24 protein-coding genes and 1 pseudogene are annotated in these 26,964 nt (G+C 66.6%); 17 read left to right on the top strand and 8 right to left on the bottom strand.

From position 1 onward, the window contains the following. Positions 1-95: 95 nt before the first annotated feature. From ACW2Q0_RS18090 to ACW2Q0_RS18080, 3 genes are all read right to left on the bottom strand, one after another. Complete coding sequence (locus ACW2Q0_RS18090; protein ID WP_457191551.1) at positions 96-347, bottom strand: RskA family anti-sigma factor; 252 nt, start codon at positions 345-347, stop codon at positions 96-98. 1 nt (position 348) lies between these two features. After that, positions 349-924, bottom strand: a complete 576-nt coding sequence (locus ACW2Q0_RS18085; RefSeq protein ID WP_457191549.1) for a sigma-70 family RNA polymerase sigma factor — start codon at positions 922-924, stop codon at positions 349-351. Between the two features lie 339 nt (positions 925-1,263). Continuing rightward, positions 1,264-1,557, bottom strand: a complete 294-nt coding sequence (locus tag ACW2Q0_RS18080) for a WhiB family transcriptional regulator (RefSeq protein ID WP_014981828.1) — start codon at positions 1,555-1,557, stop codon at positions 1,264-1,266. A gap of 627 nt (positions 1,558-2,184) precedes the next feature. Between ACW2Q0_RS18080 and ACW2Q0_RS18075 the strand changes: the two genes are divergently transcribed. The 3 genes from ACW2Q0_RS18075 (at position 2,185) to ACW2Q0_RS18065 (ending at position 4,871) form a co-directional block, all read left to right on the top strand. Next, positions 2,185-3,048, top strand: coding sequence for a hypothetical protein (locus tag ACW2Q0_RS18075; protein WP_457191546.1), 864 nt, complete (start codon positions 2,185-2,187; stop codon positions 3,046-3,048). Positions 3,049-3,175: 127 nt separating this feature from the next. After that, positions 3,176-3,754 (top strand): sigma-70 family RNA polymerase sigma factor, encoded by a 579-nt coding sequence (locus ACW2Q0_RS18070; protein ID WP_354951867.1) that lies wholly within the window; start codon positions 3,176-3,178, stop codon positions 3,752-3,754. Further along, positions 3,747-4,871, top strand: coding sequence for an anti-sigma-D factor RsdA (locus tag ACW2Q0_RS18065; protein ID WP_457191543.1), 1,125 nt, complete (start codon positions 3,747-3,749; stop codon positions 4,869-4,871). The genes ACW2Q0_RS18070 and ACW2Q0_RS18065 overlap by 8 nt, the downstream gene beginning before the upstream one ends. Before the next feature lie 200 nt (positions 4,872-5,071). Here the strand turns inward: ACW2Q0_RS18065 and ACW2Q0_RS18060 are convergent, their stop codons facing one another. Beyond that, a complete protein-coding gene (locus tag ACW2Q0_RS18060; protein WP_040686729.1) occupies positions 5,072-5,485 on the bottom strand; it encodes a DUF5319 domain-containing protein in 414 nt (137 codons plus the stop codon). A 306-nt stretch (positions 5,486-5,791) separates the two neighbouring features. On the opposite strand from ACW2Q0_RS18060, the gene guaB reads away from it, so the two are divergent. Next, positions 5,792-7,336, top strand: a complete 1,545-nt coding sequence (gene guaB, locus ACW2Q0_RS18055; RefSeq protein WP_457191541.1) for an IMP dehydrogenase — start codon at positions 5,792-5,794, stop codon at positions 7,334-7,336. Positions 7,337-7,773: 437 nt separating this feature from the next. Then, complete coding sequence (locus ACW2Q0_RS18050; protein ID WP_457191539.1) at positions 7,774-8,946, top strand: GuaB3 family IMP dehydrogenase-related protein; 1,173 nt, start codon at positions 7,774-7,776, stop codon at positions 8,944-8,946. Between the two features lie 11 nt (positions 8,947-8,957). Here ACW2Q0_RS18050 and ACW2Q0_RS18045 read toward each other — a convergent pair whose 3' ends face one another. After that, the gene (locus tag ACW2Q0_RS18045) at positions 8,958-9,758 is read right to left on the bottom strand and encodes an alpha/beta fold hydrolase (RefSeq protein WP_457191537.1); all 801 of its coding nucleotides are present in this window, start codon (positions 9,756-9,758) and stop codon (positions 8,958-8,960) included. A gap of 143 nt (positions 9,759-9,901) precedes the next feature. On the opposite strand from ACW2Q0_RS18045, the gene guaA reads away from it, so the two are divergent. After that, positions 9,902-11,470, top strand: a complete 1,569-nt coding sequence (gene guaA / locus ACW2Q0_RS18040; protein ID WP_457191535.1) for a glutamine-hydrolyzing GMP synthase — start codon at positions 9,902-9,904, stop codon at positions 11,468-11,470. A gap of 74 nt (positions 11,471-11,544) precedes the next feature. Beyond that, positions 11,545-12,000 (top strand): hypothetical protein, encoded by a 456-nt coding sequence (locus tag ACW2Q0_RS18035; RefSeq protein WP_457191533.1) that lies wholly within the window; start codon positions 11,545-11,547, stop codon positions 11,998-12,000. A gap of 253 nt (positions 12,001-12,253) precedes the next feature. On the opposite strand, the gene ACW2Q0_RS18030 is transcribed toward ACW2Q0_RS18035, so the two are convergent. Both ACW2Q0_RS18030 and ACW2Q0_RS18025 read right to left on the bottom strand, forming a co-directional pair. Next, on the bottom strand, positions 12,254-12,466 hold the full coding sequence (locus ACW2Q0_RS18030; RefSeq protein ID WP_457191531.1) for a hypothetical protein: 213 nt from the start codon (positions 12,464-12,466) through the stop codon (positions 12,254-12,256). Further along, the gene (locus ACW2Q0_RS18025) at positions 12,459-14,120 is read right to left on the bottom strand and encodes a PspC domain-containing protein (protein ID WP_457191530.1); all 1,662 of its coding nucleotides are present in this window, start codon (positions 14,118-14,120) and stop codon (positions 12,459-12,461) included. The genes ACW2Q0_RS18030 and ACW2Q0_RS18025 overlap by 8 nt, the downstream gene beginning before the upstream one ends. A gap of 463 nt (positions 14,121-14,583) precedes the next feature. Between ACW2Q0_RS18025 and ACW2Q0_RS18020 the strand changes: the two genes are divergently transcribed. The 3 genes from ACW2Q0_RS18020 to ACW2Q0_RS18010 all read left to right on the top strand — a co-directional run bounded on the left by ACW2Q0_RS18020 (position 14,584) and on the right by ACW2Q0_RS18010 (position 17,062). Beyond that, positions 14,584-15,801 carry an ATP-binding protein gene (locus ACW2Q0_RS18020; protein WP_457191575.1) on the top strand — a complete coding sequence of 406 codons (1,218 nt, stop codon included), beginning with the start codon at positions 14,584-14,586 and terminating at the stop codon, positions 15,799-15,801. Between the two features lie 51 nt (positions 15,802-15,852). Further along, on the top strand, positions 15,853-16,290 hold the full coding sequence (locus ACW2Q0_RS18015; RefSeq protein ID WP_457191528.1) for a VOC family protein: 438 nt from the start codon (positions 15,853-15,855) through the stop codon (positions 16,288-16,290). A gap of 136 nt (positions 16,291-16,426) precedes the next feature. Continuing rightward, complete coding sequence (locus ACW2Q0_RS18010) at positions 16,427-17,062, top strand: response regulator (protein ID WP_457191573.1); 636 nt, start codon at positions 16,427-16,429, stop codon at positions 17,060-17,062. A 104-nt stretch (positions 17,063-17,166) separates the two neighbouring features. On the opposite strand, the gene ACW2Q0_RS18005 is transcribed toward ACW2Q0_RS18010, so the two are convergent. Further along, positions 17,167-18,288: a serine/threonine-protein kinase gene (locus ACW2Q0_RS18005; protein WP_457191526.1), complete on the bottom strand. Its 1,122-nt coding sequence runs from the start codon at positions 18,286-18,288 to the stop codon at positions 17,167-17,169. A 472-nt stretch (positions 18,289-18,760) separates the two neighbouring features. Here ACW2Q0_RS18005 and ACW2Q0_RS18000 point away from each other — a divergent pair, with 472 nt between their 5' ends. The 7 genes and pseudogenes from ACW2Q0_RS18000 to ACW2Q0_RS17970 all read left to right on the top strand — a co-directional run bounded on the left by ACW2Q0_RS18000 (position 18,761) and on the right by ACW2Q0_RS17970 (position 26,962). Continuing rightward, positions 18,761-19,540: a hypothetical protein gene (locus ACW2Q0_RS18000; protein WP_457191524.1), complete on the top strand. Its 780-nt coding sequence runs from the start codon at positions 18,761-18,763 to the stop codon at positions 19,538-19,540. 169 nt (positions 19,541-19,709) lie between these two features. Further along, the gene (locus ACW2Q0_RS17995; RefSeq protein ID WP_457191571.1) at positions 19,710-21,278 is read left to right on the top strand and encodes a DNA polymerase Y family protein; all 1,569 of its coding nucleotides are present in this window, start codon (positions 19,710-19,712) and stop codon (positions 21,276-21,278) included. 36 nt (positions 21,279-21,314) lie between these two features. Further along, a pseudogene (locus tag ACW2Q0_RS17990) lies at positions 21,315-21,686 on the top strand (alpha/beta fold hydrolase); the annotation flags it as partial. A gap of 9 nt (positions 21,687-21,695) precedes the next feature. Beyond that, the gene (locus tag ACW2Q0_RS17985; RefSeq protein WP_457191522.1) at positions 21,696-21,911 is read left to right on the top strand and encodes a hypothetical protein; all 216 of its coding nucleotides are present in this window, start codon (positions 21,696-21,698) and stop codon (positions 21,909-21,911) included. Next, entirely contained in the window at positions 21,911-22,810 is a 900-nt protein-coding gene (locus ACW2Q0_RS17980) for a sucrase ferredoxin (protein WP_457191520.1), read from the top strand. The genes ACW2Q0_RS17985 and ACW2Q0_RS17980 overlap by 1 nt, the downstream gene beginning before the upstream one ends. 256 nt (positions 22,811-23,066) lie before the next feature. Further along, positions 23,067-23,522 carry a hypothetical protein gene (locus tag ACW2Q0_RS17975; protein WP_457191518.1) on the top strand — a complete coding sequence of 152 codons (456 nt, stop codon included), beginning with the start codon at positions 23,067-23,069 and terminating at the stop codon, positions 23,520-23,522. A 68-nt stretch (positions 23,523-23,590) separates the two neighbouring features. Then, positions 23,591-26,962: an error-prone DNA polymerase gene (locus ACW2Q0_RS17970; protein WP_457191516.1), complete on the top strand. Its 3,372-nt coding sequence runs from the start codon at positions 23,591-23,593 to the stop codon at positions 26,960-26,962. The last annotated feature ends 2 nt before the right edge of the window (positions 26,963-26,964 follow it).

The following is a 26,964-nucleotide window of genomic DNA, read 5'->3' as shown; positions in this document are numbered from 1 at the left end:
ACGTCCCGGGGGCCTTCGTTTTGTGAACGATATGAACGCACAACAGGTCGGAATATCAGTCGCGACAACCGATTCCGACTCGGGTAGGCGAAGTTCTAAGAGGCGACCGGTGGCTGCTCAGCGGCGATGGCGGCGAGCAATCCGGCACGCAGGGCGACCGGCGGACGGGCCGCCGTCGCCTCCGCGAGCACGGCGAGGACTTCCTTCGTCTGCTGGACCTCGGTCATGAATTCCGCGTGTAGCGCGGGGTCCTCGCCGTCGAGCACTTCCCGTACCGCATTGTGGTCTTCGTCGTCGATCGATCCGAGCGCGACGGCGTGCGCGAGATCGATCCGAGCGTCGTCCATCTCACGTCACCCCCAAACTTTTCTTCAGTCGTGTCAATCCGTCCCGTATACGGGACTTAACGGTCGGTAACCCTACGCCGAGGTAGTCGGCGACCTCCGCGTAGGTGCGCCCGCCGTAGTAGGCGAGCGAGATGGCTTCCCGCTGAGTCTGTGTCAATGTCCCTAGACCCTCCAGGACGGCCTGCTGCTCGAACCTGCGCTCGACTTCTTCGGTGACCTCATCGAATTCGTTGCCGAGAACCCTTATCCCATAAGCGAATTCGCGCAGGGTATGGGCCTGTTCGGCGCGGACGCGGTCGACGGCCCGCCGATGCGCGAGGGTCATCAACCATGTCACCGCCGATCCTTTGGTCGCGTCGAAACTGGACGCGGTCCGCCAGATCTGGAGATACACCTCCTGGGTGGTCTCCTCGGCGTATCCGGGGTCGTGCAGGACGCGTAGCACCAAGCCGAACACACGCGCGCACGTGCGGTCGTACAGCTCGGCGAATGCCTCCTGGTCGGACCGGCCGCAGCGTTCGAGAAGTGCGGCGAGCTCGATACTTTCGGCGGCGCGTGCCGTTACCGCAGATTCCACCCCGTTCGAAGCAACAGTGGGTGGGATGGCTTCTCTTCGGAACGAGTCGCCCTCTGCGGCCGGCGGCCGCGTTGTCACAACGCTCCATTCTGTGTCATCGGTCACTACCGTAGCGCGCCGCTATGGGGCCCCGCGCGGTGGGGTGGCGGCGAACCGTATACGGACTAGCAATTTCCCGGTAAACCACGACACGCAAGGCGTTTTCTGGCGGCGACCCGCCGTGACACGCCGATGGTTTTCGCGAAACGCCGTACTTGCAACCGACTTCGGCTTGTGGCCATCGCCGGTGTTTGCTAGGCATTCGGCGCGCCGCGCCACATGGATGGGAAGAAGTTCGTTTTAGACGGCCATGCGTCGACGGTTGCGCCGGGCGTGCATCTCGCGCTCGGTTTCGGACATACCGCCCCAGATGCCATAAGGCTCGCTGACTTTGAGCGCGTGGCTGCGGCACTGCATGAGTACCGGGCAGGCCCGGCAGATCTCCTTGGCGCGCATCTCGCGCGCGGTACGAGCCCGGCCGCGTTCACCGTCCGGGTGGAAAAACACCGCGGAATCCTGGCCGCGGCAGGATCCTCGCATCTGCCAGTCCCAGACGTCCGCGTTCGGTCCGGGGAGGTGGGTCGGCATGGGCATTGGTGAACTCCTCGTGGTGCGAGCTCGTCAGCGTTGTCGAGCAGTTGTTCTGCAACAGTTGTGGGCCACGACGTCGGGTCGGCGGCGTGCCATGGGCTCGCCTATTGCGGTCGTTGCAATTTCGCGCGGCGCCGACCGTGGCGATGAGCTACGTTAGGTCCAGTCGCGAAATTCCGTCAATAGTTCGGTGCAGCAGTTTTCTAAATCTTAAGCTGCGAAATTTAACCTCGAAGATGTTTACTTTTTGGACTCGTCCAGTAACACTGGTCAGTTAACCAGAGGCTGGTAGGTTTTCGCATGGCGTCAGCATTCCACATTCCCGCAGGTCGGAACGGGTTGGCGGCTATGTCGCGGTTCGGCATCGAGTACATGCGGACGTGGGTCCTGTCACATTGCCGAGGCGTCGCTATGATGTCGGTCGGCCGGGAGATGGCGGAAACTGGGCGCTGAGGTTAATTGCGCGAAACGCATGTGAATTCCGGTCACACACGCTATGTGATTGCCGGAAGTGCTTTTACTTGATGGAAACATGGTGACGGCGATGAAGTGCTAAATATTAGCCGGAAGTACCTAGCGGACGGTTTCCCGCCGTACGGTCGCATGCGGCGCGCGGGTTAGAGTCCGGCCGTGCTGGTGCCCGCTTCCCCTATATATATCGAGTCCGCCATGCTTGCCGACGCGGCATTCGGGACTGACCCCGGCTGCGCCGCTACCGAGTTGCCGGCCGCCGCGAACCCGCTCGATTCCTGGCATCGGTCGGTGATTTTCGGTGGTCAGGGGCGATACGCCGCGGCGCGTGAAGAGTTGCGAGTATTGCGCGCCCACACCACCGATCCGATGTTGCTTTCGCTGGCCGCGAGTACCCAAGGGTCGTTTCTGCGTCAGCTCGGCTGGCATGCCCGCGCCGCCGCGTACGACGGACGCGCGGCCGCGTTGATCCTGCCGACGGCGGATGCGGGCGGCCCCGACCGGGTGGCCGCGATCTGCGATGCGCTGACCGGTCTCGCGGCCGACGCGCTCGGCATCGGCCGCTTGGCGCTCGCCACGCGTCTGCTCCGGCGCAGTCATGACGCGATGACCCAGGCGGACTCGCCGCACAGCTGGCGAACGCTGATCCGCTGGCATTGGGTCTGTGCGGAGACCGCCCTCGCTTCCGGCGCCGCCGACACCGCCGCACCCCACGCCGCGACAGCCCTCGCACTGGCCGAGGACAGCCCCTCGGTCCGGCATCGGGTCAAGTCCCGGCTTCTGGTCGCTGCGACCGCCGCGGCAGCCGGTGATATCGACCGCGCACGCATGCTCGCCGATGCGGTCGCCGAGCAGTGCCACGAGTACGGGTTGCTCCCATTGCGTTGGGCCAGTTCGATGTTGCGCGCCGGGGTATCCGTCGGCGCCGACGCGAGCGCCGCCGCGACCGATGCGCAGATATGCGCGGAGGCCATCGGCCGTCGTGGCGGGCGCCTTCGTCCCATGAGCAGTTCCCAAGTCTGATCAACAGGCCACCGTGTTGCCCGTATCCACGGGTTGTATCGCTATTGTTAGACCCGTTCCGCGCCTCCCGCGGAAGCACTGGTCATCACTGCCGGTGCCACTTGTAACGCCGGGAAATTCTCTGACGATGACGAACACGGGCGAAGAGTTGGACCTCGCCGTCGCTGCCGCAGCGCAGGGCGACAGATCCGCTTTAGCCCAGGTACTCGAAATGGTCCGCCCGTTGGTGGTGCGCTATTGCCGCGCGCGGATCGGCGCCGCGGAGCGTGGACAACTTTCTGCGGACGACGTCGCGCAGGAGGTATGTCTGGCCGTGATGACAGCTCTGCCCCGGTATCAGGACCAGGGCAGGCCCTTCATGGCCTTCGTATACGGAATCGCTTCGCACAAGGTTGCCGACGCTCATCGCAACGCCGCCCGTAACAAGGCGGAGGCAATGGCCGAAGTACCAGATGTCATATCCACCGACCAAGGGCCGGAACAGCGAGCTCTGGAATCCGAAACGAGCAGGCAGATGAATAGTCTGCTCGCGACGCTTCCGGAGAAGCATCGCGAGATTTTGATCCTGCGTTTGGTCATGGGTTTGTCAGCAGAAGAAACCGCAGTCGCCGTGGGCAGTACGGCGGGTGCGATACGCGTCGCTCAACACCGGGCGCTCGCGAAACTGAAGTCACAAGTGGCGAGGGCAGGTGAAATGTATGGCTAGGGATGGCGAGCGCGGTCGGGGCGACGGGAAGGCGCGACGTGGATCGCGAAACAGCGGTCCCTACGCCGGGAGTGGTGACACCGGTCCGGTGGACATCGCGGCGGTGCGCAGAGACGATGCGCTGATCGATGCCATTGCTAGCAGCGGTCCGGTACAGACCGACAGCGCGGAGGAGTTTCAGCTCGCGTCGCTGCTGGCGGACTGGCGTGCGGAGCTGATTGCTCCGCCATTGCCCGGTGAACCGAGCCTCGATGAGATCGTTGCCGCGGTCAACCAGGAGATCGGTGCCCGGCAGGTCCGTATCGGTGCGCAGTCCGGTGGGCGACTACGGCTTATCCGTCCGATTCTCGGGACGGCCGCGGCGCTGGCTCTGGTCATCGGTGGTCTTTCGGCGTTCTCCTATGGCGCGGCTCCGGGCGATCCGCTCTGGCGGGTGAAAGAAGTCGTGTTCAGCGAACAGGCGCAGTCGACTGTAGTGCAGCGTGCCGACAGCGATCTGGCGACCGCGAAAGCGGCACTCGCTCAGGACAATCCGGCGCAGGCCAGAGAAAGGCTGGAGGGTGCCAAGGCGAATGCCGAGTTGATCGACGACCCGGTCAAACGGGACAAACGAATCAGCGAATTCAACGCCTTGCTCGCGGAGTTGAACAAGGTCGCTCCGGAGATCGGGAAGTCGCTCGCGTCGAGCACAACACCGACGACGACATCCAACCCGTCGGCAACCGATGGCACCAACTCGCCGACTACCAAGCCTACGAGTGGTACTGGTTCGACCTCCGTGGTGGCGCCGCCGGTCGATACGAAGGCACCCACGACGGATACGAAGGCGCCGACGACGGAACCGAAGGCGCCGACGACGGAACCGAGTACACCGGATAAGTCGACACCGCCGACAACTCAGCCGCCGGTGACCACTCCGGAACAGCCGACGCAACCCAGTCGCACGATCCAGGCTCCGCCGAGCACCGCTGTGGGAACCCAGCCCACGGGGGTCGTGCCGAGCGTGGAGAGCGGCCCACCGGCGCAAACCCCGACCCATCAGCAGCCGCCGACCTTCGTAATTCCCACCGGTTTGCCGTCTTTGCCGGGGCTGCCGGGATCCGGGCCGGCGGCTTAATCGGAGTCGATACCTCCAGCAGTGATTCGGCTGGTGAAAAGCGCTCAGCAGAAGCGCTGTGGCGGACGTGTATCCGCCACATCCGCGCGTGCGTAGTAGGTGTGCGGAGACCTGAAAAAAGTGCATGAACGATCGCCGACCGGCGGTCGGCTTTTGTATGTCAGCTATTTCACATCACGCCCGCACTGGTGGGCGCGATGTCAGCTGTCGAACCCGTCGAATCCGTCGCCGTGGAAAGCCTCGTTCATCGAGGCGTCCGCGTACCCCCGGCAGTAATCCCAGGTGACATACGCTTCCGGCATCGGGTCGTAGGCGGGCTCGTGTGGGCGCACCGTGCCGTCGACCAGCAGCTGAAGCAGGTTGGCGCGCAGCATATCCCAGTCGTGGTAGTGGTCCTGTCTGCAGTCTTCGCAGCTGACCACGAGTCCTCGGATGCCACGGTGCGCTAGTAGTGCCTCGTATACCGCAAGGTCGGCGAGATCCTCCTCGACCGCAAGGCGCTCGTGGGGATCCAGTGGTTCACCGGGCTCGATGGCATCGAGCGCGGCGGACGGGTCGGAGGGGTCTCCGGCGAACGGATCCGGCGGCAAGCCAGGTGGTAGATGGTCACGCACACCCCCACGGTACGCAGAACAGGGTGCTCTTCGCCAGCTATGCGGCGCGCCAGTTTCGGCGGCGGGCTCAGTTCCGTGAGCTAACGCAGCGAGTGAACCACAGGCGCAGCCGCCCTCGCGCACGGCGGAGCCGAGCGTTGGCGAGGCGCAGTCGGGCGCGAGTTTGCGGGACAGATACCATAGGTGACGGGCCCCGGCCAGTATCCGACAGCGCTGGCGGAGCCGCCACCGTCCATCCCATCAGCTTCCACGACGCCGGCCGTCCCGGCGTTCGTTGCTTTCGACGTCCAGGAGGGGTCGATCCGAATGAGTAATCCCGTATCGGGCGAACGAATCGCGGTCCGCCCTCCTACGGGTGGTGACGATCCGAACAAGATCGCCATGCTCGGCCTCACGTTCGACGATGTGCTGTTGCTACCGGCCGCTTCGGATCTCATCCCGAGCTCGGTGGAAACCTCCAGCCAACTGACCCGCGAGATCCGGTTGCGCACCCCGCTCTGCAGTTCCGCGATGGACACCGTGACCGAGGCGCGCATGGCCATCTCCATGGCGCGCGCGGGCGGTATGGGCGTACTGCACCGCAATCTCTCGGTCGCCGATCAGGCCGCGCAGGTCGAGACGGTCAAGCGGTCCGAGGCGGGCATGGTCACCGATCCGGTGACCTGTCGTCCCAGCGACACCCTGGCCGAGGTCGACGCGATGTGCGGCCGCTTCCGCATTTCCGGTCTGCCGGTGGTGGACGAGACCGGCGCGCTTGTGGGCATTATCACCAACCGTGATATGCGCTTCGAGGTGGATCAGAACCGGCGCGTCGCCGATGTGATGACCAAGGCGCCGCTGATCACCGCGCAGGAGGGCGTCACCGCCGAAGCCGCGCTCGGGTTGCTGCGCCGCCACAAGATCGAGAAGCTGCCGATCGTCGACGGTAACGGCCGCCTGCGCGGACTCATCACTGTCAAGGACTTCGTCAAGACCGATCAATACCCGGACGCCACCAAGGACCGCGACGGCCGGCTGCTCGTCGGCGCCGCGATCGGTGTCGGCGAGGACTCCTGGTCGCGCGCGATGACCTTGGCCGACGCCGGGGTGGATGTGCTCATCGTCGATACGGCGCACGGGCATCAGGCCGGTGTGCTGCAGATGGTGACCAAGGTCAAGACAGAGGTCGGTGATCGCATCCAGATCGTCGGCGGCAATGTGGCCACCAGGGCCGGTGCGGCCGCGCTGGTGGAGGCCGGCGCGGATGCGGTGAAGGTCGGCGTCGGTCCCGGCTCCATCTGCACGACCCGGGTGGTCGCCGGTGTCGGCGCGCCGCAGATCACCGCGATCCTCGAGGCCGTCGCCGCGTGCAAGCCGCATGGCGTTCCGGTGATCGCCGATGGTGGTATTCAGTTCTCCGGTGACATCGCCAAGGCCATCGCGGCGGGCGCGTCCACAGTCATGCTCGGTTCGCTGCTGGCCGGTACGGCCGAATCGCCGGGTGAGCTGATCCTGGTGGGCGGCAAGCAGTTCAAGAGCTACCGCGGCATGGGTTCGCTCGGTGCCATGCAGGGCCGCGGCCAGGCCAAGTCCTACTCGAAGGACCGCTACTTCCAGGACGACGTGCTCGCCGAGGACAAGCTGGTGCCCGAGGGTATCGAGGGCCGGGTGCCGTTCCGCGGACCGGTCAACCAGGTGATCCATCAGCTTGTCGGCGGGCTGCGGGCGGCCATGGGTTACACCGGGTCGCAGTCCATCGCGGATCTGCAAGAGGCGCAGTTCGTGCAGATCACCGCGGCCGGGCTCAAGGAGAGCCACCCGCACGACATCACGATGACCGTCGAAGCGCCCAACTACACTGGTCGCGGCTAGCCCGAGTTGTGTACTGGACGGAATGGTCCGTGCATGATTGACAGTGTTCGCGATCGACGGCTCGATATACGACCACGACGGAGCGAGTCTTACGAGCGAGGAGTTCGCGGCCTGTCGCACGTCCGCGCGAAGGCGCTTCGATCGACTCAGCCGAGTCGTCGAAGCGCATAAACCAGCGGGTACGGGACTCGACCGTCTGGGGCGTGTGCATCGGCTGCTGCACAGTGCTGCTATCGGTGACCATGACGGAGCGAGTCCGAGCGAGGAGTTCGTGGCCCGTCTGGCGTCCGAGTCGTCGAAGCGAATGCGCCGGCCGTAGTCGCGAGTGTCGACGGCTCGGACGCGAGACACTGGGGCCGCGAACACGCCGCGCCGTAGGCGCGGCCGGAGAAACGGCACACGCCGCGCTGGCGCGGCCGAAACTAAGGAGAACAAGCGTGCGCGACATGGTCGAGATCGGTATGGGTCGGACCGCCCGGCGTACCTACGAACTGGACGATGTCGATATCGTCCCGTCGCGGCGGACCCGTTCGTCGAAGCAGGTATCGCTGGCGTGGCAGTTGGACGCCTATCGATTCGAGATCCCGTTCCTGGCGCACCCCACCGATGCGCTGGTCTCGCCGGAGTTCGCCATCGAACTCGGCAGGCTCGGCGGCCTCGGCGTCATCAATGGTGAGGGGTTGTGGGCCCGGCACGCCGATGTCGCCGCCAAGATCGACCAGTTGCTCGAACTCGTCGCCAAGGGCGGTTACGAGCGTGCCGTCGGGCTGCTGCAGGAACTGCATGCCGCGCCGATGCAGCCGGATCTGCTTGCCGCCGCGGTCGCGCAGGTGCGGGCCGCCGGTGTGACGGTCGCGGTGCGGGTGAGCCCGCAGAACGCGCGCGCGCTGACCCCGGCGCTGCTGCAGGCCGGTATCGACCTGCTCGTGGTGCACGGCACCATCATCTCCGCCGAACATGTCGGCGATGGCGAGCCGTTGAACCTCAAGACCTTCATCGCCGAACTGGATGTGCCGGTGGTGGCCGGTGGCGTGAGCGATCACAAGACCGCGCTGCATCTGATGCGTACCGGCGCGGCGGGCGTCATCGTCGGCTACGGCTCCTATCCGGGCGCGACGACCACCGGTGAGGTGCTCGGTATCGGGGTGCCGATGGCCACCGCCATCGCCGATGCCGCCGCCGCGCGCCGCGACTACCTGGACGAGACCGGCGGACGCTATGTCCATGTGATCGCCGACGGCGACATCGCCACCTCGGGTCAGCTGGCCAAGGCCATCGCCTGTGGTGCCGATGCCGCCATGCTCGGTGTGCCGCTGGCGCTGGCCGCCGAGGCGCCGGGTCGCGGCTGGTACTGGCCGTCCTCGGCCGCGCATCCGTCGGTGCCGCGCGGTTCGCTGTTGCATGTGGAGGATCCGTGGGATCTGGGCGGCGAACTGTCCGGCGATACCGGCGAGGCGGTGCGTCCGAGCCTGGAGCGGGTGCTGTACGGCCCCTCCGACGACCCGTTCGGCTCGCTGAATCTTGTTGGCGGCCTACGTCGCTCGATGGCCAAGGCGGGCTACTCCGACCTCAAGGAATTCCAGCGGGTCGGCCTCAGCGTTCGTGCCTGAGGTAGCCGCGCTCAGCGGATGTGCGTCGGGACGGACCGGTCGCGCAGAAACTGTTGGATGGCGTGATTCACCGCTTCGGGGTGGGTCATGGTGACCGCGAGCCGCGCACCGGCGATCTCGACGAAGGTCGATGCGGTGAGACGGTCGGCCAGCTGCTGTGCGCGCTCGCGGGTGATACCGCTGTCGGTGGCGTGAATCACCAAGGCGGGACAGGTGATTTCGGATAAGCGATCGAGCACCGAATCGCGGCCGAGTAGACAGCCCGCGGCGACTTCGATGCCGCGGCGGTCGCGGCCCAGCAACCGCTTGGCCCAGATCGCCCGGTACCACTCGTCATCGCCGATCAGCCAATACGCCAGCTGTTCGACGGCCTCCTGCCGGGAGCCGTCGTCGTACCACTCGTCCAGGAATTTCTGGGTCGCGGTGGACTGTTCGGGCGTCGGGCCGTGCGCGTCGGTGCTGATCAAGATCAGTGCGGAAACCCGCTCGGGTGCGATGAGCGCGGTGCGCAGCGCGGTGAAGCCCCCTTGCGCGGTGCCGCCGACCACGGCGCGCTCGGCGCCGAGCTGATCGAGCACGGTGAGGGCGTCGCGCGCGGCGGTCCAATAGGTGAACGGTAGCCCCTCGTCCTTGGTACGACCGTGCCCGCGCGCATCCCAGGACACGATCCGGAATTCCGGTGCGAGCGCGGCCCGCTGCGACGCGAACATCGTTCGGTCCATGAAGAATTCGTGTGCTAGTAACACCACCGGACCGTCGCCGCCACTGTCCTCGTAATGGATGTCGGCGTCTATCGCGCGGGCGAAGGGCACGGCATGAGGATAACCAGCGGTGCGGGGGCGTGCGGGAGGATTTCCGCCGCTGACATCAAAGCCTCGCTGGCGCTCGGCCCCGATGCCAGCGATGCTGCTGTGCCGATGGTTCGCTCGCTGCGCTCCCTCACTAAACTGTTCGAGTGGCAGAAACCCAGAGACCGGTCCTCGTCGTCGACTTCGGCGCACAGTACGCCCAGCTGATCGCCCGGCGGGTCCGCGAATCGAGCGTGTACTCGGAGGTGATCCCGCATACCGCCACGGTGGACGAGATCGCCGAGAAGCAGCCACTCGCGGTGATTCTGTCCGGTGGGCCGTCCAGCGTGTACGCCGAGGGCGCACCGCAGCTGGACGCGCGGCTCTTCGATCTCGGCATTCCGGTCTTCGGCATCTGCTACGGCTTCCAGGCCATGGCGCAGGCGCTCGGCGGCACCGTCGCGCGTACCGGCACCCGCGAATACGGCCGCACCGAGCTCAATATCGACGGCGGTCTGTTGCACGGCGGCCTGCCCATCAAACAACCGGTGTGGATGAGCCACGGCGACGCGGTCACCGACGCGCCCGAGGGCTTCGAGGTCACCGGAACCAGCGCGGGCGCCCCGGTCGCCGCATTCGAGGATCGGGCCCGCAAACTGGCCGGTGTGCAGTACCACCCGGAGGTGCTGCACTCGCCGCACGGTCAACAGGTGCTCAGCCGCTTCCTTCATGAGCTCGCCGAGATCCCCGCCACCTGGACCCCGGCAAATATCGCCGAATCGCTGATCGCTTCGGTGCGCGAGCAGATCGGCGACGGCCATGCGATCTGCGGGCTGTCGGGTGGGGTGGACAGCGCGGTCGCCGCCGGGCTGGTGCAGCGCGCCATCGGTGACCGGCTGACCTGTGTGTTCGTCGACCACGGCCTGTTGCGGGCGGGGGAGCGCGAGCAGGTGCAGCAGGACTTCGTCGCCGCGACCGGCGCCAAGCTGGTGACCGTCGACGCGGTGGACAAATTCCTCGGTGAGCTGAAGGGCGTCACCGATCCGGAGGAGAAGCGCAAGATCATCGGCCGGGAATTCATCCGGTCGTTCGAGGATGCGGTCTCCGAGGTCGTCGTCGAACAGAGCGGCGGCTCCGCGCCCCAGGTCGAATTCCTGGTACAGGGCACGCTCTACCCGGACGTCGTCGAATCCGGTGGCGGCACCGGCACCGCGAATATCAAGAGCCACCACAATGTCGGCGGTCTGCCCGACGATCTGGAGTTCGACCTCGTCGAACCGCTGCGGCTGCTATTCAAGGATGAAGTGCGCGCTGTCGGCCGCGAACTCGGACTGCCCGAGGAAATCGTTTCCCGCCAGCCGTTCCCAGGGCCCGGTCTGGCCATCCGCATTGTCGGTGAGGTCACCGCGAACCGCCTGGACACGCTGCGGCAGGCCGATGCCATCGCCCGCGAGGAGCTGACCGCCGCCGGACTGGATCGCCAGATCTGGCAATGCCCGGTGGTGCTGCTCGCGGATGTGCGCAGTGTCGGTGTGCAGGGCGACGGCCGCACCTACGGTCACCCGATCGTGCTGCGCCCGGTCTCCAGCGAGGACGCCATGACCGCGGACTGGACCCGGTTGCCCTATGACGTACTCGAGCGCATTTCCACCCGCATCACCAATGAGGTGGCCGAGGTCAACCGGGTTGTCCTCGACGTGACGAGCAAGCCGCCGGGCACCATCGAGTGGGAGTGACCCCACAATCGGGCCCGATTTGCCGGGTTTCGGGAGTACCGTCAGCCGGGTAGATCCACTTCCCAGGGGGCCGGATGGCAGCGAAGAAGCCGCTCTGCACCGTCACTGCGGTCGTCGAGGCACCGTATGGAGTGGTGGCCGCGCTGCTCACCACGGTGAGCGCCGGTCCGGTCGGTCCGGACAACGCCTTCTTCCTCGCTGACGGGCTCGCTCCCGAGCTGCGGCTGCGCGGTGGCCCGAATGAATTCTGTGCCGCGATCGCGGGGGATCCCAATGGGATTCGGGTCGAGGTGGATCGGGCCCAGGCGATGCTCGCGGTGCAGGGGCCGTGGTGGTTTCGCGCCGAGTGTCGAGTGTTGCCGCATCCGAAGGGGGCTCGGGTGACCCAGCAGGTGTTCAATATCGCGACCAGTGGACGGTGGATGGTGCCAATGGTCGCGCGGGGTGCCGAGGGCAAGCAGCGCAGGAGTATGCAGCGGCTACTCGACCGGATCAGTGTGCATTTGGGCTGCCCGGCCTATGCGGAGTAGTGGTTCCGGGCAGTATCTGTTCGGGGTCGGTGCCGGTCGGCGGCGCGTCCGGTTTGCGGCTGAGGATGAGTTGCCCGAGCGATAAGCCGCCGCCGAGGTAGCTGCGACTCGGAGTCAGCGGTACGAAACGGCCGATCGGAATTCCCGTATGGTCGCTCGGTTCGTTGTCGCTGTCGAACTGCGCCATCGGCATTGGCGTTCTGCTCCTCCGGAAAGAAAATGGCCCGTCCTCGGGACGGGCCATGCCTGGCGATCAGCGGGGTCTGCGCGGAGAGATGACCAGCAGGATGCCGACCACAATGGCCGTGATCACGACGATCCAGCCGAGCGAGGCCACCCCGATGGCGGTCATGGAGGCCGGGCCGACGAAGGCCCAGATGCTCACGCCGAGGGCGAGTAATCCGACGATCAGCAAGGAGGCCGACGGTCCCCGCTTGGTGACGTTGTTTTCGCTGGGGTCAGCCACGGTGCACCTCCGCATTGCCGGTCCGGACATGGACTTTCAGATCGAGCACCGGTGCGCCCTCGGCGTGTGGGCCGGTAATGCCGGTCGGGCAGTTGACATCTCCTATATTGACCGAGCACTCGGTGCGCACCGCCATCGCCTCGGGCAGCAGGATCTTGACCTCGCCGATCTGGATCGCGACCTCGACGGTCCGGTTCTCGGTCAGCTGCAGCGACCGCAGATCCAATGTGCCTGTTCCGACGGTCAACTCGTACTTCGGCGCCAGATCGGCCATCGAGGTCGGCGCCCAGGTGCGATCGCCGACCGTGGCGCTGTCGAAATGGATCGGGCCGAGCATCGAGGCCAGCACCACGAATCCCGCGAGCGGTGCGGTCAGTACGAGCAGTCCGTAGCCGCGCCGGAGGAATGCGCCGATCACCAGGCCCAGCCCGATCACCGCCAGGGCTACCGCGCCGATGCGGCCGGGAGTCATCCACTCGACGCCGGAGGCGGCAAGCGCACCCGCACCGGCGGCGGCCAGAATGGCCAGGCCGAGTACCACCGGGGTGAGCCGGGAGCGGGGACGGTTCGGCGGCGGCGCGACGATGGTGCGGGTCGGCGTGGGTTCGGGCAGATCCCACGCGAGTGGGGCGACGCCGAGCGGATCCCAGGAGGGTGGGGTCGGTCCAGCGGGGTTCGCGGGTGTCACGGCCGGCGTGCGGGATGGGGGAGTGCTTGTGCTCGAAGCGGATTCGGATCGCGATGAGGTACTGCCGCTTATCGGGTCGGAGTTGCTCTCGCCGGCAGGCTGTATTGTCGTGCTCGACGGTCCGCCGGTCACGTGTGACGGTTCGGAAGCGGCGATCCCCGGCGCTGCTTCGTTGTCAGGCACTGTGGGCTCGACGGGGGGCGCCGAGGTCCCGTTCTTGTCGAGCAGGACGGTGTCGGCATCAGCTGGTTTGCTGCCCGAATCGGTTGGTGTGCCGCTCTTTTCGATCACTTCGGAATCGCCGTCTGGCCGCAGGGCGGTGTCCGGATCCGCCTGCCGCGCCGAGGTATTCGCAACCGGTGCCGCCGGTGCGGGAGCGTCCGGAACATACGCGTCCGGCAGCTTCGTATACGGCGTGTACATGCTGGTCTGCGGCGCGTAGAAATCGCCTGGCATGGTGCGCTGCGGGAATACCGCCCCGGGATAGCCGGTCGCGGTGAGATCGCCATCGAAGGCGCCGAGCGAACTCGTGCCAGGCGGTGGCTGCGGGTTACGCATGTGCAGCATCCACCAACCGGCCAGCAGCAGCGACATGCTGATCATGCCCGAGCCGGCCAATCCGACGCCGGCCGGTCCGATGGTGCTGACCGCGATGGCGAGTGCCACGATCAAAACGATGGTCTTGGTCTGCGACTGCGAGCTGTGCCCCTTGCCGAACAGCGACTCGGCCGCCGAGGACTGATCACCCGCCTCGCTGAACAGCAGCCAGGCGAGCAGGTACAGCACAATGCCCGCCCCGCCGAAGATCGTCGACACCACGAGCGCGACCCGCACGAGCACCGGATCGATCCGGTAGCGCTGCCCGAACCCGGCCGCGACGCCCGCGATCGGACCTTGCCGCGGCAACCGGACGGGCCGCGTCTGCCACATCTGGTGTATCTGATCGCCGAAGCTCGTTTTCGTCATGTTTTCCATGGTGGTGCTGACCAGAGCTTCGGCGCATCGGGGGGAACCCTGAAACTATGGCTGATACTTTTGGACCAATCGGTCCCTTGGGTTAGTGGCCGCGGCCCACCAGATGGTAGTCGTGGCTGACCAGATAGTCGGTGCCGCCGGTGGCCAGGCTCTTCGTGCCGACTTGGATCGGCTTGATCTCGCCGGGGGCGATCGAGCCACTATCGACTGGTCCGCCCGATCGACCGCTACGGGCTCCGGTGGGTGGCCGTCCACCTGTGAAGATCAGGGCGATTCCTGATGGTCGGGTGTCGGTGGGCCGTGTCAGTATCGAAGCATGTACCCGTCCGTGCCCGCGTTCGATGCTGCTCGGGGGGCAGATCCCCGAGGTTTCGGTGCCGCGCCCGGGTGCGCGCCCGGCCCCGGCCGCTTCGGCGTCGCGCCGGTCGTCCAGCCCATCGCGCCGTATCCGAGGATGGTGCGGCGTTCGGGTGGCCGGATCGTCGGTGGTGTGGCCGGTGGTGTGGCCGATCATCTCGGGCTCGATGTGTTCAAGGTGCGGATGGCATTCGTATTGCTGTCCGCGTTGGCGGGGGCCGGAATCGTCGCGTACGGGATGCTCTGGATCTTCACTCCGGGCGGCCACGATGCGGTAAAGCCGACCGGTAGGGAGCGCCGTCAGGCAATCGGATTGGCCCTGCTCGGGCTCGGGCTCGCGGTCGGGGTTTCGTGGCTGTTCAGCGGTACCGCGGCGAAGGTGATCGTACCGATCGTCGTGGTGGCGGTGGGTGCGGCGCTGGTGTGGCGCGAATACGACACCGACGGCCCGCGGTCGCTGCTCGGACTGCCCGCGCGACCGTCGGTGGTGACCTGGTCGCGCATCGTCGCCGGAATCACGATGATCGTGCTCGGCCTCGGTGTGGTGGTGCTGGCCAGGATCGATCTCAGTTCGCTCGGTTCCGCGCTGATCGCGGTGGCGGTGACGCTGATCGGTGCCGGTCTGCTGACGGTGCCGCTGTGGCTGCGCATGATGCGTGCGCTGAATACCGAGCGCGCGGCCCGAATTCGCAATGAGGAACGCGAGGAAATCGCTTCCCACCTGCATGATTCAGTGCTGCAGACGTTGGCGCTGATCCAGCGTCAGGCCGATGATCCACAAGAGGTGCTCCGGCTGGCGCGCAGTCAGGAGCGGGAACTGCGGCGCTGGCTGTTCGAGGATTCCGCGCCCGCGCAGTCGAGTCTGGCCGCGGCGCTGCGCACGATCGCGGGCGAGGTCGAGGATCAGCACGGAGTGAAGGTGACTCCGGTCACCGTCGGCGATGTGACGATGGACGGTGCCGACAGTGGATCCGGCCTGCCGAAGGAGCATTTCACCGCATTGCTCGGCGCGAGCCGGGAGGCGCTGGTGAATGCCGCCAAACATGCGGGCGTACCGGAAATCGATCTGTTCGCCGAGGCGGAGCCGCATCAGGTGAGCATCTTTGTGCGCGATCGCGGGGCCGGATTCGATATCACGTCGGTGCCGCAGGATCGGCGGGGTGTCGCGAAATCCATTCGCGCCAGAATCGAGCGGCGCGGCGGTCAGGTGGAGATTCTGTCCACACCCGGTCGGGGCACCGAGGTGCGGATCATCATGCCGCGCACCGCGGTCGAGGAGCTGATCCAGCAGCGGGCCGAGCGTCAGCGCGCCTGAACCGATCAACCCGGCCAGAATGGGCTGTAACGAATCTCGAGGAGAATCTCAATGACGATCCACCGGATGGATCACGCCGGCGTTGTGGTCGAGGATCTCGCGGCTGCTATCGCGTTCTTCGTCGAACTTGGTCTGGAACTGGAGGGCGAAGCAACAGTCGGGGGCCGATGGGCCGACGACCTCCTCGGACTGGACGGCGTCCGAGCAGACATCGCCGTCCTACGGACTCCGGACGGCCATGGCCGGGTCGAGCTCTCGACGTTCCACTCGCCAGTGACTACCAGCACTGCGCCGAAAGCGCCGGTGAATGCCCCGGGCATCCCTCGCCTGACGTTCGTCGTCGACGATGTCGAGGACGTCCTCGACCGCCTGCGCGCCCATGGCGCCGAAATCGTGGGCACGGTAGCCCAATACGAAGACAGCTACCGGTACTGCTACGTCCGCGGCCCCGAAGGCATCATCATCGGGCTGGTCGAGGAACTCCACTGAACGGCACTCCTCGCCGCGCGGCTCCCGATCAAGCGCCGACAGTGACTCGAACCAGTTTCGTAAGGAACGGCTGCCTGAAAGTATGAGTGGTCATACATGCACGCACATTTCGGGTAACGGTGAGGAGAAGTAGGTGGTGCGGGTCTTTCTTGTCGATGATCACGCCGTATTCCGCTCAGGTGTTCGGGCGGAGCTGAGCCGGGAGACCGATATGGAGGTCGTCGGGGAGGCCGGGAGTGTGGCCGAGGCAGTCGCAGGAATCAATGCGGCACGCCCGGATGTGGTGCTGCTCGATGTGCACATGCTCGACGGTGGTGGGGTCGCGGTACTGGCCGGGATTGATGACGGTCCGGTGTGCCTGGCGTTGAGCGTCTCCGACGCGGCCGAGGATGTGATCGCGGTGATCCGTGCGGGTGCGCGCGGCTATGTGACCAAGACGATCTCGGGATCCGAACTGGCCGACGGCATTCGGCGGGTCGCCGGTGGCGATGCGGTATTCAGCCCGCGGCTGGCCGGTTTCGTCCTCGACTCGTTCACCGGTAAATCACCGGTGCCGGAGCCACCGCTGGATCCCGAACTGGATTCGCTCACTCCACGCGAACTGGAGGTCCTGCGGCTGCTCGCCCGCGGCTACACGTATCGGGAAATCGCGGAGAAGCTGTATATCTCGGTGAAAACCGTTGAGACACACGCCTCCAACGTGCTCCGCAAGACCCAGCAGTCCAACCGCAACGCCCTCACCCGCTGGGCCCACCGCCGCCGCATCGACTGAGCGCGAGCTGCTGCTGCACACGGTTTTCTTCGCCGTGCGATTTCATGCGCGCCGCGCCAAGTCGTCGGCCGGGTGAAGTCGTGCGGCAGTTGAGGAGCTGCGGGTTACATCATGGCGATGATGACGGCGATGATGATGACCAGGCCGATCAGCAGGCCGATGGCGATCGCGAGCGGGGCATTGCTCGGTTCCTTCGGCTTCGGGCGCTGGGGTGCGGCGGCCGCGGGAGCCGACAGGGTGCCGCGGTGTGGGCGCGGCAGCGGAGTCGAATGCGGACTGCGCAGGCCCGATGCCGAATTGCGGGCCGCCCAGGCCGGAATTGTGCCGTCCTCGGTGCGCACCGGAGCACCGAGGACGTACGGACCGGTGCCGGGACCGAATGCGGCGGTCAGGATTTCGTCCCGCGCCTCGGCCATGGTCGGCCTGCGCTGTGGGGCCGGTTCCATCATGTGCAGTAAGGCGTTGGTGAGCATGCCGCTGCGGCTCGGCGGGATGATCTGGGCCATGGCCGCCCGATAGACCACGGCATCGGTGTCGTCGTCCATGCCGAACGGCGGTTGCCCCTCGATCGCGGTGTAGAGCGTGGCGCCGAGGGAGAACACATCGCTGGCCGTGGTCGGCTGCGCACCGCGCGCCACCTCCGGGGGGAGGTAGGCCGGGGTGCCGGTGATCACGCCGTCCGGTTCGTCGGAGTTGTCGGTCGCGCCGCGCGAGATGCCGAAGTCGCTGAGCTTGGCCATGCCGACGATGGGTCCGCGGTCGGCGACGAGGATATTGCCCGGTTTGATATCGCGGTGCACGATGCCCGCGGCATGTGCGGCCGCCAAGGCGTCGGCGACCTGCGCCCCGATCTGTGCCACCTCGATCGGCGGCAGCGCATTTACCAACGCCAATGCCCTTGCGACACTGCGTGATGGCAGATGTTCCATCACCAGCCAGGGCTCACCGGCCTCCAGCACCACGTCGTAGACGGCGATGGCGTGCTCATGCGAGAGCTTGGCCGCGACTCGGCCCTCGTGCATGATCTGGTTGCGGATTTCATTGGCCTCCGCCTCCGGGAGTCCGGCGGTGCTGAGCACCTGTTTGATCGCGACATCCCGGTTGAGCAGGCGATCGTGTGCGAGCCATACCGCGCCCATGCCGCCGCCACCCAGCTTCGACTGCAGTCGGTAGCGGCCGGCTACCAGATATTCGGGGCCGACAATGGGACGAGCGCGTTCGGTCACGGGTGCAGGGTAGCGGAAAATGAGGCTAGCTGGCCTGATTCGAGGCCGACGTCCGATTGCGTCAGCAGCCGATCCGGATGCATGCCGTCCGCCATGCCGATGAAAGGCGGGTGAATGCGGTAGCCGAGCATACGACCTCAACGACGGATGTCGGTGGGACAGTCGCCGGTGAAACCGGAAACCCGACTTGTGAAGGTGGGAATCCCGCGCCTTCGGGCGGTCGAGATCTGCGACAGCGGCCAGTCGGGCGGTTCGGACCGAAGCGGGGTAGGAGCTGTCGAAACAGCGGCGGCATTGCGAAGTGATCGCGGTCGGTGCGCGTACTTGACGGAAGTCGGGGGCGGGTTTCTACTGAGCGGGTATCGAACGTATATTCGATATCGATCGATAGCTGGATCGGTGCTGAACCCTTGTTAGTGAGGGTTCGGACCGTGCTTCGCCTCGGGTCCATCGTTGGAAGTAGGTGGTTGTGATGGGTTCGGATGAGGATTCAGGGGCGGGGAGACGGCGGGACGGTAAGCCGCCGAGGGATAAACCGACACTGGATGAGCTGCGCCGACGGATGGCCGCGATACCCGGGCGGGGGGAAGCGGCGGCCGAGCGGATTCCGCGCGCCGCCGAATTGCGCAGGGAAGCGCTCGCGGTGCCGCCCGCCCTTGCGGAATTATTGCCCGATGGTGGCCTGGTCAAGGGGTCGGTGGTGGCCTATTCGGGGGCGAGTTCGCTGCTGGCCGGGCTGCTCGCCGCGGTGACCGAGGGCGGTGGGCATGCCGCGGTGGTCGGGATGCCGCGTCTCGGGCTGCTCGCCGCGGTCGAAATGGGTGCGCAGTTGCAGCGCCTCGCCGTCGTCGCCGATCCCGGGCCGGATCCGGTGGAGGTGGCCGCGGTGTTGCTCGACGGCCTCGATCTGGTGGTGCTCGGCCTCGCCGGCGCCGCCGTCGCCCCATCCCGCACCCGCGTCATCGCCGCCCGTGCGCGCAGTAAGGGAGCAACCCTGGTGGTCGCCGACGGCCGCTGGCCCAATCCGTCCCTGCGCGTGGATACCCGTATCGCCGGATACGGCGGCCTCGGCGCGGGCCGCGGCCGCCTCCGCTCACTCAGCCTGGAGGTCGCGGTCCGTGGCAAGGCGGGCCCACCCTGCCGCGGCCGACTCGAACTGCGCCCCAGTCCGAGTCGGGTGGAGTGGGTGTCACTGGAAACGGTTACCGCGGCCGATGAAATGACCGTTGAAGCCCAGGGTGCGGCGTCATGAGTCGGCTCTCGGCGATCGCGGGATCATGGGTTCTGCCACACGAAGCGGCCTTTCGGCGAGGTGCGGCGAGCGCGGTCCGGTCCGCGAGCGAGGTGGTGCGCTGGCGTGATCCGGCCGGCCATACGTCCGGAGGGGTGGGGTGGTGATTCGGCCGAGTCGGGCCGGTGGGATGCGGGTGCTGGCGCTGTGGTGTCCGGACTGGTCGGCGGTGACGGCGGCGGCGGTGGCACGGGTGCCCGCGACACGGCCGGTGGCGGTGCTGTTCGCCAATAAGGTAGCGCAGTGTTCGGCCGTTGCCAGAGCCGACGGGGTGCGGCGTGGGCTGACCAAGCGGGAGGCGCAGGCGCGGTGTCCGAATGTGTATATCGCGCAGCTGGATCCGGATCGGGATGCGCGCCTGTTCGAGCCCGTGGTGGCAGCCATCGATGCGACGGTGCCGGGGGTGGAGGTGCTGGGTCCTGGACTGTTGGTGCTCGGTGCGCGGGGTGCGGCGCGGTTCTTCGGATCCGAGGAGGTGGCGGCCGAACGGCTCGTCGACGCGGCCGCCGCGGTGGGGGTGGAGGCGCAGATCGGCATTGCCGATGAGTTGTCCACGGCGGTGATCGCCGCGCGTTTCACCGCGATCGTGCCGCCCGGCGGCGGTGCGCGATTCCTGGCACCACTGCCGGTGCGCGAACTCGCGCTCGAACCGAGTCTGTCCGCACCGGAACGTGTCGATCTGGTGGATCTGTTACATCGCTTGGGATTACGGCGGATCGGTGATTTCGCCGCGTTGACCCCGATCGAGGTCACCTCGCGTTTCGGCGCCGATGCCGTGCTGGCGCACCGCTGTGCCAGGGCCGTGCCGGAGCGCCCACCGTCCGCGCGTCGCCCGCCGAAGGATCTGACGGTGCAGTATCGCTGTGATCCGCCGATCGATCGGGTCGATGCCGCCGCCTTCGCGGGGCGCATGCTCGCCACCCAGCTGCACGAGGAATTGGCCAATGCCTCGATGGCCTGCACTCGGTTGTCGGTGTTCGCCGAAACCGAGGCGGGCGAGCAACTTTCGCGTATCTGGCGGTGTGCCGAACCGCTGACCCCGGAGGGCACCGCGGACCGGGTGCGCTGGCAGCTGGACGGCTGGCTCACCCGCCGCGACCGGCCGACCGCGCCGATCACACTGCTGCGCCTGGAACCCGTCGAAGTCGTTGCGGCGAGCGCACTTCAGCTCGGTCTGTGGGGTGGTGTCGGCGAGGAGGACGAGCGGGCCCGCCGCGCCTTGATCCGGGTGCAGGGACTGCTCGGCGGCGAGGCGGTTCGGGTCGGCGTGCTCAGCGGCGGTCGCGGACCCGCCGAACGCATCACCATGGTCGCGCTCGGTGACGAGCCGACTCCGGCCACCGATCCGGCCCTGCCGTGGCCCGGCAGTCTGCCCAGGCCCGCGCCCGCGGTGATCCTGATGAGCCGTCCAGTGGTGTATTTGGAGGCCGCCGACGGAACATCCGTGCAGGTCACCGACCGCGGCCTCTTCACCGCCGACCCGGCCCTGCTGCGCTGGGGCAGTAAGCAGTGGCACCTCGCGGGCTGGGCCGGTCCGTGGCCGGTGGACGAACACTGGTGGACCCCGGAATCCGACACCCTCTGCACCGGAATCGCCGCCCGCATCCAGGTGCAACTCGCCGGTGAACCGGCCGATGTCCGCGTCCTGCTGCTCATCTACAGCGATCGGACCTGGCGCGCCGAAGGGCTTTACGACTGAGCGAACACGCCGCACCGCAGGCGCGGCAAATCGAACACAGTACCTCGTCGCTTCCCGACCATCCCGGAACTCTGGCACGCCACCACCAGCCTGATCCGGCATCCGCGCGCGGTGCTTGCCTTCGATCGCTCGATGACGCGGACCGCGCTCGAACAGTTCCGCAAGCCGAATCCGGAGTGGTGGGATCGGCTCGCCGATATCGCCGCACCCACCCTGGTGCTGTGCGGCGGCCCCGGCGGCATGGTCGATCCGGAGAAGTTGGCGATTCTGTGCGACACCGTCCCGGACTGCGCGGTGGCCGCCTTCACCTGCGGCCACAGCATCCACCGTGACCGCTATCGCGAATTCGAGGCGGCCGTGCTGCCGTTCCTCGCGACGCTCGCACCTGCCGCGAATCAGCGGATCTAGAGTGAAGCGGTGCCCGCGCAAGACCGTCCGGTTCTGTTCCTCCCCGACGAGCCGTCATTCCGCGACTGGTTCGCGACCAGCCATGCCTCGGCGGACGGGGTCTGGCCGCAGGGGCTGATGCATCCGGCCGGACAGGCCGAGATCGATCGGGCCAAAGCCGACGGTCGCGGGCATGGGGCATACGGCGCAGGGCAGAGGTTCGTCGACGGACGGACATTGGGCTGATGACCGGATTCGAAGGGATGCTTTGTTCGGCGGCGGCCGCGGTCGATATACCCCTGCCGGGCACGGCAACTCGGGTGTCGGGGTGGTTGTGCGTCGAGCAGCCGGGCGCGTGGGGCCGGGACGTGATCGGTGATGAAGTGCTCGGTACGGAGATCACTGCTGAACTCGCCGCCCGCACCGCTGCCGCGAAGGTTCGTCCGACGCTGATCCGGCGGCCGGGCCGCAATGAATTCAACGGTGTCCGAACGGTTCTGATCGCTAGTTCGCCTCCGCGGGGCTTCTGGTGCGAACGCCTCGAGATCACCGATCTGAAGCAGTTGCTCGACCTGGACCTGAACCTCCTGAACGGCCCACCGCCGGGAATCGGTGCGCCCGTGCGTGATTCACTGATCCTGGTGTGCGCGCACGGAAAACGTGATCAGTGCTGCGCGCTGTTCGGCCGCCCGATCGCCGCGAATCTGGCCGCCGACTATCCGGACCGGGTCTGGGAGTGCTCGCACATCGGCGGCCATCGCTTCGCACCCGCCATGGTGCTATTGCCCTCCGGGCTGACCTACGGCCGTGTCGATACCGCGGCTGCCGTCGCGGCGGTCGATGCCGTGGGACGCGGTGCGGTTTCGTTGGCTGGACTGCGTGGTCGCAGTGGTCACCATCCGGTCGAGCAGGCCGCGGAAATCGCAGTGCGCGAACAAGTTTCGGCTGATTTCGACGATCTCACGGTCCATCTCGAAACAGATTCCACCGCAACCGATTCCGCTCTCGCCGTGGTTACCCATCGCGACGGCCGCCGCTGGCGGGTGACGACTCGCGCGGTCGAACTTCCACCACGCCAGGCCAGTTGCGGTGCCGCCCCGAAACCGGTCACCGCGGTCGTGGTCGATCGGATCCAGCCCGGCTGAGAAGACGAACGGGACATGGTTGCGGCGAGATCCACCGCAGCCGTATCCCGTTCGTGGCGGCCTTCATCGCCCCCTGCGGGATGAAGGCCGCGGCTGGGTCATCGCTGCTCCTTCGCAGATCTAGTTGGCATGAACTTACTCATAAGTAAATTAACCCGCCAAGCGTGCTTCGTCATGTCGGGCGTTCGAATCGAGCCACGCCGGGGTGTTCGAACCCGCCCTCGAATCTATCGAACATATGTGCGATACTCTGCGCATGGCGGACGATCGGATGGCGGAAATCTTTGCCGCGGTGCGGCTCTCCGGCGGGGATCCGGAGGCGGCGCGGCGGATGCTGGTGGAGCTGTGGGGCGAGCTCGGTGATGGTGGAGATCCGTTGCAGCGCTGCGTAATTGCGCACCACCTCGCCGATCTGCAGGGTACGGCCGAAGCTGCGCTGCACTGGGATCAACGCGCGCTGGCCGCGGTCTTCGGGCCCGGCGTTCCGCTCGATGAGGGGCTACGCGGATTCCTGCCCTCGCTCTACCTCAACCTCGCCGACAGTCACCGTCGGGTCGGTGACTTCGATGTGGCCTACATGCAGCTGACTATCGCCCGCGGCCACCTCGATGTCCTCGCCAATGACGCCTATGGCGCTGTGATCCGCACCAGTCTGGACAAGGTCGAGGTCGCACTGTCCGAGAGGTCGACGGATCCGCTCCCGGCTGCCTGATTCCGTGGGTGTCCACACCGCTTTCGTATTTCGAATGTATGTTCGAGTAGGCGAGGAGGTGATGTGGCATGGGTTGGAGCAACGGCCCGCCGACCTGGGCGGAGCTGGAACGGGTGCTGTCCGGAAGGCCGGGGCCGACGAATCCGGACGCGATGTATCCGGGCGACGGCGGCGATAGTCCGGCGTGGTCACGCAAGCGTGGGGATTATCGGCCCGAACCGGTCGAACCGGTCGAACCGGCCGGTGGTCCGGTGGTGCCGTACGCGGAGTTGCACGCGCATTCGGCCTACAGCTTCCTCGACGGCGCGAGTCAGCCGGAGGAGTTGGTGGAGGAGGCGGTACGGCTCGGACTGGAGGCGATCGCGCTCACCGATCACGACGGCTTCTACGGAACCGTGCGCTTCTTCGAGGCGGCCAGGGAATGGGGTATACCGACGGTCTACGGCGCCGAATTGTCGCTCGGCACCGCGGCAGACACACCGCGACTCGGCAGTTCGCTCGGCCATATCGGCGCACCCGATTCGGCGCCACGCACCGGCTCGCCGGATCCGGCCGGTCCGCATCTGCTGGTGCTCGCCCGCGGTCAAGAGGGCTATCGCCGACTCTCCAGCGAGATCGCGGCCGCGCATATGGCCGCGGGTGCGAAGGGCATCCTCCGCTACGACCTGGACACGCTCACCGCGGCGGCGGATGGACACTGGCACATTCTGACCGGATGTCGCAAAGGCCAGGTGCGCCAAGCCCTCGACCGCGATCTGCAAGCGGGCGACACCCGCCTCAGGCGAGCCGAGGCCGCCCTGCGCGACCTGACGGAGCGCTTCGGCACCGACCGGGTGAGCGTGGAACTCACCCATCACGGCATTGCGGAGGACGACGAACGCAACTCCCACCTCATCGCTCTGGCCGATCGCCTCGGTCTGCCCGTGGTGGCCACCACGGGGGCACATTTCGCCGCCCCCGCCCAGCGCCGTCGCGCCATGGCTCTCGCGGCCATCCGAGCGCGCCGGAGCCTGGACGATATCGCGGGCTGGTTGCCGCCGACCGGTGGCGCGCATCTGCGCTCCGGTGCGGAGATGGCGCAGTTGTTCGCCGCCTGTCCGGAGGCGGTGGCGAATGCGGTGATACTCGCGCGCGAATGCGCCTTCGATCTGAAATTGATCGCGCCGAGCCTGCCGCCGTTCGAGGTGCCCGATAACCACGACGAGGCTTCCTGGCTGCGTGAGCTCACCTTTTCGGGTGCCGCTCGACGGTACGGTCCGCCGTCGGGAAATCCTGCGGCGTATCGGCAGATCGAGCACGAACTCGCGATCATCAACACAATGAAATTTCCCGGCTACTTCCTGGTGGTGCACGATATCGTCAGCTTCTGCAGGGATAACGACATCCTTTGCCAGGGCCGGGGTTCGGCGGCCAATTCGGCCGTCTGCTACGCGATCGGCATCACCAATGTCGACCCGATCGCCGCCGAGTTGCTGTTCGAACGCTTCCTTGCCCCGGAGCGCGACGGTCCGCCCGATATCGACATCGATATCGAATCCGATCGCCGTGAGGAGGCGATCCAGCACGTCTACACCAAATACGGCCGCGAATATGCCGCGCAAGTGGCGAATGTGATCACCTATCGCGGCAAGTCCGCGGTCCGCGATGCCGCACGCGCACTGGGCTTTTCGCCCGGACAGCAGGACGCCTGGAGTAAAGAGGTGAGTCGCTGGACTGGGGTCGGCGCCGAAACCGGTGCCGATATTCCCGCGGAAGTACTGGAGTTGGCCGCCGAAATCGAAGGTCTGCCGAGGCATCTCGGTATCCATTCCGGTGGCATGGTGATCTGTGACCGGCCCATCGCCGATGTCTGCCCGGTCGAATGGGCGCGCATGCCCGGCCGCAGCGTACTGCAGTGGGATAAAGACGATTGCGCCGCAATCGATTTGGTGAAGTTCGACCTGCTCGGTCTCGGTATGCTCTCCGCGCTGCACTACATGATCGATATGGTGCGCGAGCACAAGGGCGAAACCGTCGAACTGCACCAGCTGGACCTGCAGGAAACCGCCGTCTACGAGATGCTCTCGCGCGCCGATTCGGTAGGGGTGTTCCAGGTGGAGTCGCGTGCGCAGATGGCCACGCTGCCCCGGCTGAAGCCGCGGAAATTCTACGACCTGGTGGTGGAGGTGGCGCTCATTCGACCGGGTCCGATCCAGGGTGGTTCGGTGCATCCCTACATCCGCCGCCGCAATGGTGACGAGCAGGTGCGCTATGACCATGACGCGCTGAAGAATTCGCTGAAACGCACCCTCGGTGTGCCGCTGTTTCAGGAACAGCTCATGCAGATGGCCATCGACGTCGCCGGTTTCACCGCCGCCGAGGCCGATCAACTGCGCCGCGCCATGGGTTCCAAACGCTCACCGGAACGCATGGAGCGCCTCAAGGACCGGCTGTATCAGGGCATGCGCGATCTGCACGGCATTACCGGCGAAGTCGCCGACCGCATCTACGAAAAGCTGTACGCCTTCGCGAATTTCGGCTTCCCGGAGAGCCATTCGCAGAGTTTCGCCTCGATCGTTTTCTATTCGGCCTGGTTCAAACTGCACTATCCGGCGGCTTTCTGTGCCGGATTGCTGCGTGCCCAGCCGATGGGGTTCTACTCCCCGCAGTCGCTGGTCGCCGACGCCCGTAGGCACGGCGTCCTGGTGCACGGACCCGATATCAATGCCAGCCGCGCCGAACCCACTCTCGAAAACCAGGGCGACGAGGTGCGGCTCGGCCTTGCGACGATTCGCCATATCGGTACCGACCTGGCCGAACGCATTGTCGCCGCCCGCTCGACCGGCCCGTACACCTCCTTCCTCGACCTGACCGGACGGGTGGAACTCACCGTTGCCCAGGCCGAATCCCTGGCGACCGCAGGCGCTTTGGGCTGTCTCGGCATCACCCGACGTGCGGCGCTGTGGGCGGCCGGCGCCGCGGCGGGCGAACGTCGCGACCGTCTCCCCGGCACCGGTGCCGCCACCACTGCTCCTGCCCTGCCCGGCATGAGCGACCTCGAGTTGGCCGCCGCCGACGTCTGGGCCACCGGTATTTCCCCGGGCAGCTATCCCACCGAATTCCTGCGCCCGCAACTGGATGCGCTCGGCGTCATCCCCGCCGCAGGTTTGCTCGATGTGGCCGATGGCTCCCGCGTGCTGGTCGGCGGCGCCGTCACGCATCGCCAACGCCCCGCCACCGCCGCCGGTGTCACCTTCCTCAACCTGGAAGACGAAACCGGCATGGTGAACGTCGTCTGCTCGGTGGGCCTGTGGACCCGCTATCGCCGCCTGGCCCAGAGCGCCCCTGCTCTGCTCATCCGCGGTCGCGTCCAGAATGCCGAGGGCGCGGTCAGCGTCGTCGCCGAATATCTGCAGCGCATGGACCTGCGCGTCGATTCGAAATCTCGTGACTTTCGTTGAGC

This window comes from Nocardia citri (assembly GCF_054065835.1).
This window is presented reverse-complemented; position numbering and strand designations above follow the sequence as displayed.